The sequence below is a fragment of the Actinokineospora auranticolor genome, from assembly GCF_002934265.1.
GTDB lineage: Bacteria > Actinomycetota > Actinomycetes > Mycobacteriales > Pseudonocardiaceae > Actinokineospora > Actinokineospora auranticolor.
On the sequence record NZ_PTIX01000004.1, the window covers coordinates 127,710 to 145,306 of the forward strand.

Consider the following 17,597-nt stretch of genomic DNA (forward strand, 5'->3'; position numbering starts at 1 on the left):
CGCCGCGATGCCCGCGTTGGTCGGCCCGAACGGTGTGGCGTAGAGGTTGTAGTCGAGCGCGCTCAACTCGTCGCGGATGGCCAGCACGCCGACCGCTTCCTCATCCACTGTGGCCTGGATGGTGTCCGCCTGCCCGAGCAGCTGCGCGAGTTCGATGTCCAGCGCCCGCGCCCTGCGGGTCAGGGAACTCGTGCTGGAGGTGTGCCGCACCTCCTGCTCCAGCTTGCGCACCGGGTCCACGCTGACTTCGGCTTGCTCGGCCAACTGTTTCCTGGGTGAACAGCCCGCGGTTGCGCGCGCGCCTGACGCGCGCACCGAGGCTGAGGTCGTCGCTGGTTACGGCGGAGTCACCTCCGGTCGCCGTCGGGCCGATGGCCTTGCGGTACGTGCCCCGGCGACTCCAGGGGAGGAGCTACCAGCGCCGCAACGGCCTGGACACGCCGGTGCTCAACGCAGCGCCGGGGGTAGGTGGGTCTCGTCGCCCAGGGGCCAGGTGAGGGGGTCTGGGCCGAGGGTAGTCAGTTCGGTCACCTGCAAGACGCACCAAGGCGACACCTCGCGGCGGTCGGACAGGACCGCGTCGACGAAGTCCAGCCACGGTACCCACTCGGTGGCGTCCACCTCGTCCGGGTTCGGGGCCGCCTCCGCACTCCCCGCGAGCACCACCCGGTACACCGGGCACATCTCGTTCTCCACCGTGCCGTCCGGCATCTCCGCGCGGTACCGGAAGCGCGGGAGGAGCAGTTCCACGGTGTGCGGGCCCGGCAGGCCCAGTTCGTCGACCAGCCTGCGTTCGACCGACGCCGCCGGGGGCTCGCCCGGGGCCGGGTGGCCGCAGCACGAGTTGGTCCAGATCCCCGGCCAGGTCTTCTTGGTGGCGGCCCGCCGGGTGAGCAGGAAGCGGCCCTCCGAGTCGAAGACGTAGCTGGAGAAGGCCAGGTGCAGCGGCGTGTCGCCGTGGTGCACGGTGGCCTTGTCCGCCACCCCCACGGCCGCGCCCGCCTCGTCGAGGAGCACTACCTGTTCGGCGATCTTCACGCCGCACACTGTGCCTGGCCCCACCGAGGCGGGCAAGCCGGCTGTCTTAGAGCTCGTGCGGGGCGGCGATGCCCAGCAGGTCCAGCCCCAGGGTCAGCACGTCCGAGGTGACCTTGGTGAGCACCAGCCGGGACGCGCGGTCGTCGGGGTCGACGTCCGAGCGCAGGATCGGGCAGTTGTCGTAGAACGTGGTGAACGTCGCCGCCAGCTCGTAGAGGTAGCCGGTGAGCTTGTGCGGCGCGTACGCCTCGATCGTCGCCGCCACCGCGGCGGGCAGCTGCAGCAGCTTGAGCACCAGCGCCCGCTCGGCCGGGTCGGTGATCCGGACCCCACCCCCGGGCTCCTGCTCAGCCTTGCGCAGGATCGAGTGGCAGCGGGCGTTGGCGTACTGCAGGTACACCGACGTGTTGCCCTCCTTGGCCAGCATCCGGGCCCAGGTGAAGACGTAGTCCTTCTCCCGGTCGCTGGACAGGTCGGCGTACTTCACCGCGCCGATGCCCACCGCCCGCGCGACCTCCGCCTGGCGCGCGGCGTCCAGCGAGGAGCGCTCGGCGACGGTCTTCTCCGCCTGCTCCACCGCTTCCGCCAGCAGCTCGACCAGTTTCACCGAACCGCCCGCGCGCGTCCGGATGGTCTTGCCGTCCTCGCCGAGGATCGTGCCGAATCCGATGTGGACGGACGTGTGCCCCTCGGTGAGGTACCCCGCCTGCCGGGACGCGGCGAACACCATGGCGAAGTGCTGCGCCTGCGGGTTCCCGACCACGTACAGCAGGTCGGTCATGTCGCGCTCTTCGGCCCAGTAGCGCGCGGTCGCGAGGTCGGTGGCGGCGTAGCCGTAGCCGCCGTCGCTCTTGCGCACGATCAGCGGCAGCGGGTTGCCCTCGCGGTTGCTGAACCCGGGCGGGAACACGCACACCGCGCCGTCGCTGATCTCGGTGAGGCCCTTGGCCTCCAGGTCCGCGGTGACCGCGTCGAGGTACGGGTTGTAGAAGCTCTCGCCGTAGATGTCGGCGTCGGTGAGCCGCACGCCGAGCAGGTCGTAGACCTTCTGGAAGTGCCGGGTCGACTCGGCGACCAGCGCCCGCCACAGCACCAGCGTCTCCTCGTCGCCGCCCTGCAGCGCCACGACGCGCGCGCGGGCCCGGTCGGCGAACGCGGGGTCGGCGTCGAACTTGGTCCGCGCCTGCTGGTAGAAGCGGTTGAGGTCGCTGATGCCGCGCTCGGCCACCTCCACGCCGGCGCCCTCGTCGAGCAGGTGCTCGATGAGCATGCCGAACGGGGTGCCCCAGTCGCCGAGGTGGTTGTGCGGGGTGACCTGGTGGCCCGCGAAGCGCAGCAGCCGCAGGATGGCGTCGCCGATGATCGACGACCGTAGATGCCCGATGTGCATCTCCTTGGCCACGTTCGGGCTGCCGTAGTCCAGCGCGTACCGGCGCGGCTCGTCGGCGGTCGGCACCCCGAGGCGCTCGTCGCCGAGCAGCGCGGCGGCCCGATCCGCCAGCCACCCGTCGCGCAGCCGCAGGTTGATGAACCCCGGGCCCGCCACCTCGGGCTCGTCGACCAGGTCGGCCGAGTCCAGGTGCGCCACGATGGCCTGGGCCACCTCCCGCGGCGGCTTGCCCAGCCGCTTGGCCAGGCTCATGGCCGCGTTGCACTGGTAGTCGACGCCATCGCGGGTGGACGGACGGACGACGGCATCGACCGCGGTGATCTCCACGTCGAGCCCGCGGCGCAGCGCCCCGGCCACCCGCGCACCCAGTTCGAGTCCGACATCTCCGTGCGCCACCCTGGCACCTCCCTAACCTGTTCCACCCAGTATCCCAGCCCCCGCCGAGCGAGTTTCCCCAGCGCCCGGGCGGGCACGGACCCGCAGGTCCAGGGCACCTCGCGGGGCTGCCTACTCGGGAGTCAAGCGATGGCCGAAACGATCAGCGCGGCGGTCGTGCCCACCGGGAACGGCGACGGGGCCGCCGCCCGTGCGGTGGGCGGCGGCCCCACGCCCTTCGGAGCCGTACAGCGGGACAGGCTCCGGCGGGGAGGTCTCCGGGTCGACCTGGCGTGTCTCGGGTCACGGCAGTCGGAACGTGACTGTGGTGGGTGGACCGGTCCGGGAGGGCGCGGCGGTGGCGACTCCTCGCCGACACCGCCGCTGCCACGTGTTCCCCGATCCCCCGGGGAACTCCACCCGCGCCGTCGAGCACCCCTCGCGGGTGCAGGGTCCCGGGACTTCAGCCCTCGATGAAGTTTCCCGGACCGTTGAGCGGTGTTCGCGTCGCGTGGCCGTCGTCGTCATTTTGTTGCTGCCAGTATTTGTTAACCGCCGTGAACCTCGCAAGGTACCGGTCCGGTGGGGTTTTTCCCGGTTCCCATTTCTACGCCGAACGCAGGTCACGCTCGACCGCGGCCAACTCTTCCGCGCTCCCTTGGACTTTCGGCCCGGTGAACCAATGCCGCGCGGACACCACCCACCACAGTGCCGCGCCGCCGAGCACGACCGCGAACGCGACCGGCGTGTAGTTGAAACTCTCCCACGTAACCGGATGCACCTGCGGCAACATGAACAGCACGAAGATGAAGCCGACCCAGATCACCGCAACCGTCCCAAGTGGACGTCCCAAGCGGCCGAGGTGCCACGGTCCGGGTTCGAACGCGGCACCCGCGCGCACCCGCAGGTAGATCGGCGCCACGTAGGCGGTGTAGAGGCCGACCACGGCGATCGAGGTCACGGCCGCGTAGGCCGTGTAGCTCCACAGGTACGGCACGGCGAGCAGGAACGCTCCCACCGCCGCCAGCCACACCGAGTTGGTCGGCGTCCGCGTGCGCTTGTTGATCCGGTGCCACAGCCCCGATCCCGGGATCGCGCCGTCCCGGGCGAACGCGTAGATCATCCGCGAGTTGCCGGTGACCGCGGCCATCCCGCAGAACAACTGCGCGCCGATGCACACGAGCAGCAGGAACTTGCCCGTGGTCGCGCCCGCGGCGTCGAGGAACACCTGCGCGGGCGGCACGCCGGTGGGGGACTCCAGTGCGCCGCGGTAGTCCTGGATGGCGAACGTGAGCCCGATCAGCAGCACCCAGCCCGCCACCAGCGACACCAGGATCGAGTGCACGATCCCGCGCGGCCCGGCCGTGGCCGCGTTCCGCGTCTCCTCGGTCATGTGCGCGGACGCGTCGTAGCCGGTCAACGTGTACTGCGCGAGCAGCAGGCCGATGAGGAACACGTAGACGGGGGAGCCCCAGCCCGTGCCGTTGACGAACTCGCCGAACACGAACGACGCGTCCTGGTGGTGGTCGGGCACCACGACGAGCACGCCGACGATGAGCGAGACCCCGATCAGGTGCCACCACACGCTGACCCCGTTGAGGACCGCCACGACCCGTACACCGAACGTGTTGAGCGCGCCGTGCGCCAGCAGGATGAGCGCCAGCAGCAGGATCGTGTGCGGTGGTGTGGCGGCGAAGCCGAACTGCAGGTCGAGGAAGGCGTTGAGGAACAGCGCCGCGCCGAAGTCGATGCCCGCGGTCACCGCGACCTGCCCGACCAGGTTGAACCAGCCGGTGAACCACGCCCACGCGGGCCCGGACAGCCCGCTGTGCGGCGCCAGCTTGGCCGCCCAGTAGTACAGGCCGCCCGCGGTCGGGTAGCTGGAGCAGATCTCGGCCATGCCCAGCCCGACCAGCACGACGAACACGCCGACCAGCGGCCAGCCCCAGATCATCGCCGCCGGTCCGCCGGTCTTCATGCCGAAGCCGTACAGCGTCAGGCACCCGGACAGCACCGAGATGATCGTGAAGGACACCGCGAAGTTCGTGAACCCGGACATCGACCGGCGCAGTTCCTGCGCGTAGCCCAGCGCGTGCAGCCGGGCCTCGTCCGCGTCCGCCCCCGGTTCCGCCACCGTCGCCTCCCCGTCGGACAACCGCCCGCATTGGATCGCGCACAGACCATTAACAGACCAATTGCTGTGATGTGGATCATAGCAGCGGGTGGCGCTGTCCGGCCACGACGAGTTTCGAGGTGTCACTGTTTGTTCCACGTCCGGCGGTTGCACTTGTGGGTCGGCACTGCCAGCATGCTGTGGGCACCCTCTCCAATGGGGTACGTGCTGAACCTTTGCGGAGGAGGTCGGCCTATGCGCGAGCGCGTGGCGCTGCCGCTCCCCCGACTGCGCGACCTGGTCGCCGACGGCGCGGTCGACACCGTGCTGGTCGCCATGGTCGACATGCAGGGCCGGTTGCAGGGCAAGCGGCTCTCCGCCAGGTACTTCCTCGACGAGGTCGTCGAGTCGGGCACCGAGACGTGCGACTACCTGCTGGCCGTCGACGTCGAGATGAACACCGTCGACGGGTACCGCGCCTCGTCCTGGGACACCGGCTACGGCGACTTCGTGCTCCGCCCCGACCTCGCCACGCTCTGCCCGCTGCCCTGGCACGAGGGCACGGCCCTGGTGCTGGCCGACGTCGAGCAGGTCTCCGGCGGCCCGGTCGCGGTCTCGCCCCGGCAGGTCCTGCGCCGCCAGCTCGACCGGCTCGCCGAACTCGGGCTGACCGCGTTCGTCGGTACGGAACTGGAGTTCCTGCTCTTCACCGACACCTACGAGCAGGCGTGGAACTCCGGCTACCGCGGCTTGACCCCGGCGAACCAGTACAACGTGGACTATTCGCTGCTCGGCACCGGCCGGGTCGAACCCGTGCTGCGGGCGATCCGCAACGGCATGGCGGGCGCGGGCATGTACGTGGAGTCGGCCAAGGGCGAGTGCAACCCCGGCCAGCACGAGATCGCCTTCCGCTACACCGACGCGCTCGCCACCTGCGACAACCACGCCGTCTACAAGACCGGCGCCAAGGAGATCGCGGCCGCGCACGGCACCAGCCTCACCTTCATGGCCAAGTACGACCAGCGCGAGGGCAACTCCTGCCACATCCACCTGAGCCTGCGCGACGCCGACGGCACCCCGGTGTTCGCGGGTGACGGCGAGCACGGCTTCTCCCCGCTGATGCGGCACTTCGTCGCGGGCCAACTCGCCTGCCTGCCCGAGCTGACCTACTTCCTCGCCCCGAACATCAACTCCTACAAGCGCTTCGCGGACGGTTCCTTCGCCCCGACCGCGCTGGCCTGGGGCCTGGACAACCGCACCTGCGCGGTGCGCGTGGTCGGCCACGGCCCGTCGCTGCGGCTGGAGAACCGGGTGCCCGGCGGCGACGTGAACCCCTACCTCGCGGTCGCCGCGATGATCGCCGCCGGCTTGTACGGCGTACAACACGAACTGCCGCTCGACGAGCCGTGCACCGGGAACGCCTACGCGGGCGGGTACCCGCGCGTCCCGGGCACGCTGCGCGACGCCGCCGAGCGGCTGGCGTCGAGCGCGGTGGCCCGGGCGGCGTTCGGCGCCGACGTGGTCGACCACTACCGCAACGCCGCGCGGGTCGAGCAGGTGGCCTTCGACGCGGCCGTCACCGACTGGGAGCGCCTGCGTGGCTTCGAACGTCTCTGACCGACCACCGGTCATCGGGCTCACCACCTACCTGGAGCCCGCCACGTTCGGCATCTGGGAGACCGAGGCCGCCGTGCTGCACCGCGAGTACCTCGACGCGGTCCGCGCGGCGGGCGGCAACCCGGTGCTGCTGCCGCCGATCGGCGACTGGCGCGCGGCCACCGTCGGCTGGCTCGACGGGCTGGTGCTCTCCGGCGGCGCCGACATCGAGCCGCGCCGCTACGGCCAGCGCCCGCACCCGACCACCGGCACCCCGCAGCCGCAGCGCGACGCCGCCGAGTTCGCCCTGCTCGACGCCGCGCTCGCGCTCGACCTGCCGGTGCTCGCGGTGTGCCGCGGCATGCAGGTGCTCAACGTCGCCCTCGGCGGCACCCTGCACCAGCACACCCCCGAGGTCATCGGCACCACCGACCACCAGCCGCAGGTCGCCACCTTCGGCAAGACCGCGCTGAGCCTGGTGCCCGGCTCGGTGCTGGCGGGTGTGCTCGGCGAGTCCGTGTCCACGCTGTGCCACCACCACCAGTCGCTGGACCGGGTCGCCGACGGCCTGCGGGTGGTCGGCACCGCGGAGGACGGCACGGTCGAGGCGGTGGAGCTGGCGGGCCCGGGGTTCTGCGTCGGCCTCCAGTCGCACCCCGAGCAGAACACCGACGACGTGCGGGTCTTCGCCGCCCTGGTGCGCGCGGCCCGCGACCGGAGGGAGACCAGGTGACCGCGCACGCGGTGCTCAACCCGGCCACCGGCCAGACGGTCGTGGAGATCGACCTGGTCGGCGTCGAGGAGACCGACGCGGCCATCGCCCGCGCGCACGCCGCCGGACCGGACTGGCGCGCGGTGGCCCCCGCCGACCGCGCCCGGCTGCTGCGCCGCTTCGCCGACGCCGTCGACGCCGACCTGGAGAACCTGGCCCGGCTGGAGGTCGCCAACGCCGGGCACACCATCGGCAACGCCCGCTGGGAGGCGGGCAACGTGCGCGACGTGCTGCACTACTACTCCGCCGCGCCCGAGCGGCTCTTCGGCAGGCAGATCCCGGTGCCGGGCGGGGTGAACGTCACCTTCGCCGAGCCGCTGGGCGTGGTCGGGGTGATCGTGCCGTGGAACTTCCCGCTGCCCATCGCGGGCTGGGGCCTGGCGCCCGCGCTGGCCACCGGCAACACCGTGGTGCTCAAACCCTCCGAGCTGACCCCGCTCACCGCGCTGCGGCTGGTCGAGCTGGCCCGCGAGGCGGGGATCCCGGAGGACGTCTTCCAGGTGCTGCCCGGCACCGGCCCGGTGGTGGGGGAGCGGTTCGTCACCCACCCGCTGGTCCGCAAGGTCGTGTTCACCGGGTCCACCGAGGTCGGCAAGCGGATCATGGCGGGCTGCGCGGACCAGGTGAAGCGGGTGACCCTGGAGCTGGGCGGCAACAACGCCAACCTCGTCTTCGCCGACGCTGACCTGGCCAAGGCCGCCGCCCAGGCGCCCTACGCGGTGTTCGACAACGCGGGCCAGGACTGCTGCGCGCGGTCCCGGATCCTGGTCGAGCGCTCCGCGTACGACGAGTTCATGGGCCTGTTCGAGCGGGCCGTGGCCGGGGTGGTCGTCGGTGACCCCGGTGCCGAGGACACCGGGATGGGTCCGCTGATCTCCGCCGCGCACCGCGACCGGGTGGCGGGCTACGTCGCGGACGCCCCGGTCGCGTTCCGGGGCGCGGCGCCGAGCGGGCCGGGCTTCTGGTTCCCGCCGACCGTGCTCGCCCCCATCACCCCCGACCACCGCGCGGTGACCGACGAGGTGTTCGGGCCGGTCGTGGCGGTGCTGCCGTTCGACGACGAGGCCGACGCCGTGCGCCTGGCCAACGACACCGAGTACGGTCTGTCCGGCTCCATCTGGACCCGCGACGTCGGCCGTGCCCTGCGCGTGGCGCGCGGGGTGGAGGCGGGCAACCTCTCGGTCAACTCGCACTCGTCGGTCCGCTACTGGACGCCGTTCGGCGGGTTCAAGCAGTCCGGCCTCGGCCGCGAACTCGGGCCGGACGCGGTCGCGGGCTTCACCGAGACCAAGAACGTCTTCATCGATACTCGGGAGTGAGCATGGGTCAGGGCCGCTTGGACGGGCGGGTCGCGGTGATCACCGGCGGGGCAGGCGGCATCGGGCTGGCCTCGGTCCGCAGGCTGGCCGCGGAGGGCGCCCGGGTGGTCGTGGCCGACGTGGACACCGTCGGCGGCCCGGCGGCGGCCGACGAGGTCGACGGGCTGTTCGTGCGGGTCGACGTGACCAGCGAGGCCGAGGTCGAGGCGCTGTTCCAGACCACCGTCGACACCTACGGGTCGGTCGACGTGGCGTTCAACAACGCGGGCATCTCACCGCCGGAGGACGACTCGATCCTGGAGACGGGCATCGAGGCGTGGGAGCGGGTGCAGAAGGTCAACCTCACGTCGGTGTACCTGTGCAGCAAGTACGCGATCGGGCACATGCGCGCGCGGGGGCGCGGGTCGGTCATCAACACGGCGTCGTTCGTCGCGGTCATGGGCGCGGCGACGTCGCAGATCTCCTACACCGCGTCCAAGGGCGGGGTGCTGGCGATGAGCCGCGAGCTGGGCGTCCAGTTCGCCCGCGAGGGCATCCGGGTCAACGCGCTGTGCCCGGGGCCGGTGAACACGCCCCTGCTCCAGGAGCTGTTCGCCAAGGACCCCGAGCGCGCCGCCCGGCGGCTCGTGCACATCCCGCTGGGGCGCTTCGCCGAGCCCGAGGAGATCGCGGGCGCGGTCGCCTTCCTGGCCAGTGACGACTCGTCGTTCATCACCGCGTCGTCGTTCCTGGTCGACGGCGGCATCTCCGGTGCCTACGTGACACCGCTGTAGCAGTGCACCCCGAGCAAGTCCCGCCGGTCCTCGCCGACGCGCTGTTCCGCCCGGTCCGCACGGGCAACGCGTTCGAGGAGACGATGGAGCGGATGTTGCAGGCCATCCGCCTCGGCGCCATCCCGCCGGGCGGTCGCCTGCCACCGGAGCGCGAGCTGTCCGCCCGCCTGGGCATCAGCCGGGTCACCCTGCGGGAGGCGCTGCGGGCGCTGCAGGAGTCCGGCCACGTCGAATCCCGCCGGGGCCGCTACGGCGGCACGTTCGTCCGCCCCGTGCCGACCCACCGCGCGGTCGCCGGGCCACCGCCGTCGCCCGAGGCCGTCGAAGACACCCTGACCTTGCGCTTCGTGCTGGAGACCGGGGCCGCGGAGACCGCCGCGGCCCGGGCGCTGGGCCCCCAGGTCCGCCGCCACCTCAGGGCGTGCCTGCAGGACTGCGCCTCCGCCCCGCCCACCGACTACCGCCGCACGGACTCGCGGCTGCACCTGGCCATCGCCGAGGCCACCGGCGCCCCTTCGCTGACGGGGGCGGTCGCCGACGTCCGCAGCAGGCTCAACGCCCTGCTCGCCGCCATCCCCCGCATCCCGGCCAACATCGAGCACTCGGACGCCCAGCACCGGGACATCGTCAACGCCATCCTGGACGGCGACCCGCCCGCCGCCCGCACCGCCATGGCCGAACACCTGGCGGGCACCGCCTCCCTGCTCCGCGGCTTCCTCGCCTGACCCGGACATGAGGTGACCCCGGCGGCCACGCTCCGTGTCACCAACTGTGGCCTGGACCCGATTCACACCCCTCGAACGCCGCTCTCGCCTAACCTCTTGACATCAGAGCGTCACCAGACCGCACGAGGGGGTGGACAGATGCGCGACCAGGACCGGCCACGCGACCAAGACCGACGCCGTGAGCAGCCCCGCGACCGCCGCCTGCCCCCGCCGCCCGGCACCCCCACCCGCCTGCCCGACCGCGCCGCCCCACCCCGCCCCGCGCGCAACCCCGCGGACGCCAAGACGGAGTTCATCCGCCCGGTCCGCCGCCCCGTCGACGGGCCCACCGAGCGGATCCGGCCGAACCGCGGCTCACTCCACGGCAGCCTCAACGGGTCCCTGAACGGCAGCCTCGACGCCCCGCGCCCCGCCCCGCCGCGGCGCGCCCCCGAACCCCCGACCGAGATCATCAAGCCGGTCGCCCCGCCCGTGGTCGACCCCGTGGACGAGCGCGACGAACCCCGCGACCCGTTCGACGACGAAATCGCGGAATCGCCCGCCAAACCGCCCCGGAAGAAACTCGGCACCGGTGCGAAGATCGTTCTCGGCGCGGGTGAACTGCTCGTCTCCGCCGGTCTCGTCGTCCTGCTATTCGTCGTCTACGAAGTGTGGATCACCGACCTGATCTCCGCGGGCAAACAGGACGACGTGACCGTCGCGCTCGACGACCAATGGAACCAGGGCGATCCCGAGCGGCAGCAGAAGATCGAATTCGCCGACGGCCAGGGGATGGCCAAGCTCTACATCCCCGCGCTCGGCGAGGACTACCACTTCACCGTCGTCGAGGGCACCTCCACGGCCGATCTGGAAATCGGCCCCGGGCACTACAAGAAGTCCGCGCTGCCGGGGGAGCCGGGCAACTTCGCCGTGGCCGGGCACCGGGTCGGCAAGGGCGCGCCGTTCAACGACCTCGACCTGCTCCAGGCCTGCGACGCCATCGTCGTCGAGACCAAGACCGGCTGGTTCGTCTACCGCATGCTGCCGACCACCGACGAGGCCGCGAACTGGGCGAACCGCGGCGCCGACCCGCTCTGCGCGGGCACCCCGGGCTCGGCGAAGGTCGAGCCGCTGACCGGTGACTACGCCGCCGCGGTCGGCCGCCAGATCGTCACCCCCGACCACAGCGAGGTCGTCGCGGCGATCCCGGGAAACCCGGCCGCCCGAATCCCGGTGGACCAGCGGCGGAAACTGATCACCCTCACCACCTGCCACCCGAAGTTCTCGAATAGGCAGCGGATGATCCTGCACGGCGTCCTCGTGCGGGAACAGCCCAAGAACGCCGCCGATCGGGCGGCGGTGCCCGTGGAGTTGCGCGAGACCCGCTGAAAGATCGCCTTCAAACACCCGGTTCCGCATCGTTACCCACCTTTACCCATAACGGTGAACATCGCAGCGCCGGCGGGCGCTGTGGCATGACCCACGGCAGATTCCGATTCGTCGGAAACTGCATGTTGTGGGGAGTGGTCATGTCCAAATCGAGAGCGGCACGCCGTGCGCTGGCCGCCACGTTGGCAGCCTTGGCGGCGGCCGCCGGGGTGGTCGTGGTGAGTACCACTCCCGCGGAAGCCAGTACCGCGCGCCCGTTCATCGCGCAGTACGACGAGGAGATCTACGGGGACTTCGTCCAGGCGGGCAACGGCAACATGCGGTGCCCGGACGTCACCGACCCCATCGATCCCTTCGGTGAGCCGCGCACGACGTGTCCGACGGCGCGATCCCGCGCCACGACCGCCGCCACGGCGAACAACGACTCGTACTACATGCGGTGGGCCGACGTCGACGGCGAGCCCGGCACGATCAACTCCTCGAAGTCCAGCTTCACCTTCCCGCCGGGCGCCAAGGTCGCCTACGCGGGGCTGAGCTGGGCGGGCAACAACGGCCGGGTCCGCCTGCTCGACGGCACCATGGCCACCGCCCCCGGGTGCAGCACCAGCCAGTACCTCGCCGACGCGGGCAACGCGAACGCGCCCGCAGGCGACCCGACGAGCCAGCAGGTGTGGTTCACCGTCGGCGGCTCGACCACCACCTACTTCCCGCAGGTGATCAACGCCGACTCGGACAGCGACCTCGGCGACACCCAGGTGGGCTTCTACAGCGCGCACGTGGACGTCACCAACCAGGTGGCCCAGAACGTCACCACCGGCACGGTGAACACCGGCGTCGGCAACATCTGGACCCCGGAGGGCTTCGGCTGCTTCGCGGGCTGGTCGCTGACCGTCGTGTACGCCTACGACGAGCCGACCGCCACCTACGCGGAGCAGAAGAAGCACGTCACGGTCTTCGACGGCCACGCGCACCAGACCGCGAGCGACTCGCCCACCACCATCACCGCCAACGGCTTCCGCGCCTCCGGCGGCGACACGCGCGTCGGGGTGACCGCCTACGAGGGCGACTTCAACATCAACGGCGACACGTTCAAGGTCAACGGCAGCGCGTTCGACGACCCGCTCGCCCTGGGCACACTGGACAACTTCTTCGTGTCCAACGCGCCGGACGCGGTGGACCCGGACGTGGACAACAACATGAGCGTCGACAGCAAGACGCTCACCACGAGCGAGATAGCGCCCGGTGACACCACCGCCACGTTCGCCGCCGCCACCACCAACGACGCCTTCCTGTTCCAGGGGCTCGCGGTCTCCGTCCCGGTGACCTCGCTGTTCGTGACGAAGAAGTTGAACCCGGGCAACCCCGGTCCGTTCCGCGCGAACGCCGCCATCACCTACGACATCGTGGTGAAGGCGATCGGCGACACCGTGGAGAACGTGACGATCAACGACCCGAACGGCCCGGCGTGCAACAAGACCACGCCGACCAACGTCACAACGGTGGCACCGTGGACTTATTCGTGCACGGACACGACGAAGACGACCAGCTACACGAACACGATCACGGCATCGGGCCTGACCACCAACGGCGACGAGGTCGTCGGTCAGGGCAAGCTCGACGTGGTGGTGATCAACCCGTCGATCGATATCGCCAAGACGACGGACAAGGCCAACTACGCCCTCGGCGAGACGATCACCTTCACCATCGCCGTGCACAACGACGGCAACGCGGCGCTGACCGGCGTCCAGGTGACCGACACGACGGTGCCCGCGTGCAACAACGCCACCATCGGCAACCTCGGCGTCGGGGCGAACACCTCGTACACCTGCACCGCCACGGCGCCGATCACCGGTGACAGCAACACCGCATCGGTGACGGCGACCGACCCGCTCGGCGGCACGGTCACCGACAGCTCCACCGTCTCGGTGCCGACCGTCGGCACGATCTCCGGAAAGGTCTTCGCCGACCGCAACAACAACGGCATCTACGAGCCGGCCAACTCGGAGACCACCATCGCGGGCGTGACCGTCAACCTGAGCGGCACCCCGATCAGCGGCGGGCCGGTCAGCATCGGCGGCACCACGAACTCCCTCGGTGAGTTCGAGTTCCCGAACATGCAGGGCGGCACCTACACGCTGACCGAGACCACTCCGGCCGCCTTCGACGACGGCATCGACACCCCGGGCGCCAACTCCTCGGCGGGCGGCAACGACTCGTTCACGATCGTCATCTCGTCGGGCCAGTCGAGCACGCTCAACTACTTCGCCGAGCAGCCCGCGGCCAGCCTCGCCGGTTACGTCTACACCGACGCGAACAACAACGGCGTCAAGGACATCGGTGAGGCGGGCATCGCCAACGCCGTGGTCCAGCTGACCGGTACGGACAGCGAGAGCCACCCCATCACGTTGCCCACGAGCACCAACGCGGGCGGCGCCTACAGCTTCCCGGCGCTGCGGCAGGGCACCTACACCATCACGGAGACCACCCCGCCGGGCCTGACCGACGGCAAGGACACCGTGGGCGACGCCACCGGCACGCTCCAGGACCCGGACTCGATCATCAACATCGGTCTCGGCGCGCGCGTGGCGGGCACCGGGTACCTGTTCGGCGAGTTCACCCCGGTGTCGATCTCCGGTCGGGTGCACCACGACGGCAACCCGCCGAACAACGGCATCCAGGGCGTGCAGCTGACGCTGGCCCTGCCGGGTGGTGGCACGACCCAGACCAACACGCTGTCCGACGGCTCGTACTCCTTCACCAACCTGGCGCCGGGCACCTACTCGGTGGCCGAGCTGCAGCCCGCGGGCTACGCCGACGGCCCCGAGTCCGCCGGTAGCCCGGCGGGCAACACCTCGGTGAACGACGTCATCAGCGGGATCACCCTGGCTTCCGGCCAGGCCGGTTCCGAGTACGACTTCGCCGAGGACCGCGGTTCGCTGGTCGGTGTGGTCTTCCACGACCGCAACAACAACGGCACCAAGGACTCGGGCGAAGAGGGCCTCTCGACGACGGTCACCCTGACGGGCAACACGCCGGGCGGCCCGGTGAACACCTCGGTGACCTCGGCGTCGCTGACCGGCGCCTTCGAGTTCCAGGGCCTGCTCGGCGGTCTGTACACGCTGACCGAGACCCAGGTGCCGGGCTACAGCAGCGGCATCAACACCGCGGGTACCGCCAACGGCATCGCGGTGGGCGGTGACGCCATCCTCGGCATCACGCTGAACAACGGCCAGGACGCCACCGGCTACACCTTCGGCGAGTTCACCGGCGGCTCCATCACGGGCCGGGTCGTGCACGACGGCGCCGGGCCCAACAACGGCATCTCGGGCGTGTCGATCGCCCTGTCCGGCGCGGCGACCGACAGCACGACCACCGCGTCGGACGGCACGTTCATCTTCGAGAACCTGGCGCCGGGCACCTACACCATCACCGAGACCCAGCCCATCGGCTACGGCGACGGTGAGGACTCCGGGCCGACCGGCACCGGCACCGGATCGGTCGGCAACGACGTCATCACCGGCATCGTGGTGGCCTCCGGGCAGACCCGCTCGGAATACGAGTTCGCCGAGGAGCGCGCGTCGATCTCGTCGGTGGTCTACGAGGACCTGAACGACAACGGCATCAAGGACTCGGGTGAGGACGGCGTTGCCGGTGTCGACGTCAAGCTCACGGGTACCGACGCCAACAGCGCCCCGGTCGACATCACCGTCACCACGAACTCCGACGGTGTCGCCAAGTTCGTCGACCTGATCAGCGGCGAGTACGCGCTTGAGGAGCTGGACCAGCCCGCTCCCTGGCTCGACGGCGACGACACCGCCGGTACCGCGGGCGGCACCCCGGTGCCCAACGGTGACAAGATCAACGGTATCGCGCTGACCCCGGGCCAGATCGCGACCGGCTACCGGTTCGGCGAGATCCCGGGCGCGGCGATCAGCGGTTCCGTGGTGGACGACAACACCACCGGGCCCAAGGGCATCCAGAGCGTGCTGATCACGCTGTCGGGTACCGATGACCGCAACCAGGCGGTCAACGACACGGGCTACACCGACGAGGACGGTGTGTTCGCGTTCACCGACCTCCGCCCGGGCACCTACAAGATCGTCGAGACCCAGCCGACCGAGTACGGCGACGGCCCCGACATCCCGGGCACGATCATCACCAACACGCCGGTGCCGACCAACGACGAGTTCAACACCATCATCCTCGGTGCCGGGGACAAGGCGGTGGACTACAAGTTCACCGAGACCCTCGGCTCGCTCGCCGGTGTCGTGTTCCGCGACAAGAACAACAACAACGTCCAGGACCCGGGTGAGGCCGGTATCCCGGGCGTCACGATCAACCTGACCAGGCTCGGCCTGGGCCGGGCGGCCGCCGCCCCGGAACCCGCGGGCAGCGTGGTGACCGGACCGAACGGCGCGTACGTCTTCGAGAACCTGGTCGGCAACGCCTACGCCATCACCGAGGTCCAGCCCGCCAACTTCGGCAACGGCCAGATCGGCCTCGGCAACCCGGCGGGCACGCTCCAACCGCCGAACACGATCACCGGGATCTTGCTCGAAGGCGGTCAGGACGGCACCGGCTACACCTTCGGTGAACTGGCGCAGACGGTCACCGGCACGGTCTGGCGCGACGACAACGGCAACGGCCAGATCGACGTCGACGAGACGGTCCGCTACGAGGGCGTCACGGTCGAGCTGTTCGACCTCGACGGCAACCTCGTGGACACCGCGGTGACCGCGGCGGTGACCGGCATGTACAGCTTCGGCTACGTGCCCGCGGGCTCCTACACGATCAAGGAGACCCAGCCCGCCGGGGTCGGGTCCACCACACCGGACGCCATCCAGATCAGCGTCACCACGGAGACCGGCGCCTCGCAGAACTTCGGCGAGCAGCTGGGTCTGATCGGTGACTACGTCTGGAACGACAGCAACGCCAACGGTGTGCAGGACGCCGGTGAGCCCGCCGCGGCCAACATCGCGGTGACGCTCTACCAGGCCGACGGCACCACGGTGGTCAAGTCGACCACGACCGGCAGCGACGGCAAGTACTGGTTCCGCAACCTGGCCGTCGGCGACTACAAGGTCGGCATCGAGCTGCCGACCGGCAAGGTGCTGACCAGGCCGCACGCGGGCACCAACGGTGACCTCGACTCCGACATCGACTGGGTCACCGGGCGGACGGCGACGCTGGGCATCGCGGTGGTCGACAACCTGATCCCGCAGCTGACCAACGTCGACGCCGGCCTGGTCAACAAGCTGGTCGACCTCGCGGCGGCGGTCACCACCGCCTCCCCGACCGCGGCCATCGGCGACACCGTGGTGTTCAACTCGACGATCACCAACGCGGGGACCGTGCCTGTCCGGGGTGCGCGGGTCGTGATCACCATCCCGGCCGGTCTGCGGATCGTGTCGGCGGGCGGTGACGCCATCGCCGCCCAGGCCGCGCAGGAGGGCGGCTTCGGGGCCGACGCCTTCGAGGCCACCGCGGCGGTGCCGTGGACCTGCACGATCAGCGGTCAGCAGGTGACCTGCGTGACGGACGCGACGATCCTGCCGGGCCAGACGACCGGGCCGGTGCTGGTGAACACCACCGCGCTGACGACGATCACCGACACCACGGCGACCGCAGCGGTGACGCTGGCCGACGGCACGCCGGACGACAACGCGGCCAACGACAACGCGGTCGCGGCGATCGCGGTGCCCGCGAGCACCACGACCACCTCGCCGAGCACGTCGACCGACGACGGCACGCTGGCTTCCACCGGTGCCAACGTCCGCTGGCTGTTCCTCGGCGGTGTGCTGCTCGTGGCGATCGGCTGCGCGGCGCTGTTCATCGTCCGCAGGCGGCGGGGGAGTGGTACCGAGTAGCGAGTGAGCGGTCCCGATCAGACTGATCGGAGCAGCGGGCCCCGCCAGGACTTCCTGGCGGGGCCCGCTGCCGTTGGTCCTTAACGGACACCTCGTTCGACCACACGGGACAACTGGTCACAAACCGTTAGCCGCATCACTCAACTGTGGGGATGGTTTTGTTATCTAACTTCACCTGATTAGCCCAAATAGGGGTGTCAGGTCTTGTTTCTGTAGCGATTGCGCCGTAAACCAACACCCGATCAGGGCTATTGGGTGGAG

At 70.5% G+C, this 17,597-nt stretch carries 10 protein-coding genes; 7 read left to right on the forward strand and 3 right to left on the reverse strand.

Annotated elements, in window-relative coordinates; all coding sequences use genetic code 11:
- Nucleotides 1-447: 447 nt before the first annotated feature.
- The 3 genes from idi to CLV40_RS09095 form a co-directional block, all read right to left on the reverse strand.
- Entirely contained in the window at nucleotides 448-1,038 is a 591-nt protein-coding gene (idi, locus tag CLV40_RS09085; protein ID WP_342752255.1) for an isopentenyl-diphosphate Delta-isomerase, read from the reverse strand.
- 46 nt (nucleotides 1,039-1,084) lie between these two features.
- Nucleotides 1,085-2,824, reverse strand: a complete 1,740-nt coding sequence (gene argS, locus CLV40_RS09090) for an arginine--tRNA ligase (RefSeq protein ID WP_104478419.1) — start codon at nucleotides 2,822-2,824, stop codon at nucleotides 1,085-1,087.
- A 586-nt stretch (nucleotides 2,825-3,410) separates the two neighbouring features.
- Complete coding sequence (locus CLV40_RS09095) at nucleotides 3,411-4,862, reverse strand: amino acid permease (RefSeq protein WP_104478738.1); 1,452 nt, start codon at nucleotides 4,860-4,862, stop codon at nucleotides 3,411-3,413.
- A gap of 309 nt (nucleotides 4,863-5,171) precedes the next feature.
- Here CLV40_RS09095 and CLV40_RS09100 point away from each other — a divergent pair, with 309 nt between their 5' ends.
- The 7 genes from CLV40_RS09100 (at nucleotide 5,172) to CLV40_RS09130 (ending at nucleotide 17,336) form a co-directional block, all read left to right on the forward strand.
- Nucleotides 5,172-6,533, forward strand: a complete 1,362-nt coding sequence (locus tag CLV40_RS09100) for a glutamine synthetase family protein (RefSeq protein WP_104478420.1) — start codon at nucleotides 5,172-5,174, stop codon at nucleotides 6,531-6,533.
- On the forward strand, nucleotides 6,514-7,245 hold the full coding sequence (locus tag CLV40_RS09105; protein WP_104478421.1) for a gamma-glutamyl-gamma-aminobutyrate hydrolase family protein: 732 nt from the start codon (nucleotides 6,514-6,516) through the stop codon (nucleotides 7,243-7,245). The genes CLV40_RS09100 and CLV40_RS09105 overlap by 20 nt, the downstream gene beginning before the upstream one ends.
- Nucleotides 7,242-8,603, forward strand: a complete 1,362-nt coding sequence (locus CLV40_RS09110; RefSeq protein WP_104478422.1) for an aldehyde dehydrogenase family protein — start codon at nucleotides 7,242-7,244, stop codon at nucleotides 8,601-8,603. The genes CLV40_RS09105 and CLV40_RS09110 overlap by 4 nt, the downstream gene beginning before the upstream one ends.
- A gap of 2 nt (nucleotides 8,604-8,605) precedes the next feature.
- Nucleotides 8,606-9,376 carry a 3-oxoacyl-ACP reductase gene (locus CLV40_RS09115; RefSeq protein WP_104478423.1) on the forward strand — a complete coding sequence of 257 codons (771 nt, stop codon included), beginning with the start codon at nucleotides 8,606-8,608 and terminating at the stop codon, nucleotides 9,374-9,376.
- A gap of 2 nt (nucleotides 9,377-9,378) precedes the next feature.
- Nucleotides 9,379-10,101 carry a FadR/GntR family transcriptional regulator gene (locus tag CLV40_RS09120; protein ID WP_374065475.1) on the forward strand — a complete coding sequence of 241 codons (723 nt, stop codon included), beginning with the start codon at nucleotides 9,379-9,381 and terminating at the stop codon, nucleotides 10,099-10,101.
- Between the two features lie 138 nt (nucleotides 10,102-10,239).
- Complete coding sequence (locus CLV40_RS09125; RefSeq protein WP_181043397.1) at nucleotides 10,240-11,469, forward strand: class E sortase; 1,230 nt, start codon at nucleotides 10,240-10,242, stop codon at nucleotides 11,467-11,469.
- 140 nt (nucleotides 11,470-11,609) lie between these two features.
- The gene (locus CLV40_RS09130) at nucleotides 11,610-17,336 is read left to right on the forward strand and encodes an SdrD B-like domain-containing protein (RefSeq protein ID WP_181043398.1); all 5,727 of its coding nucleotides are present in this window, start codon (nucleotides 11,610-11,612) and stop codon (nucleotides 17,334-17,336) included.
- Nucleotides 17,337-17,597: the final 261 nt, after the last annotated feature.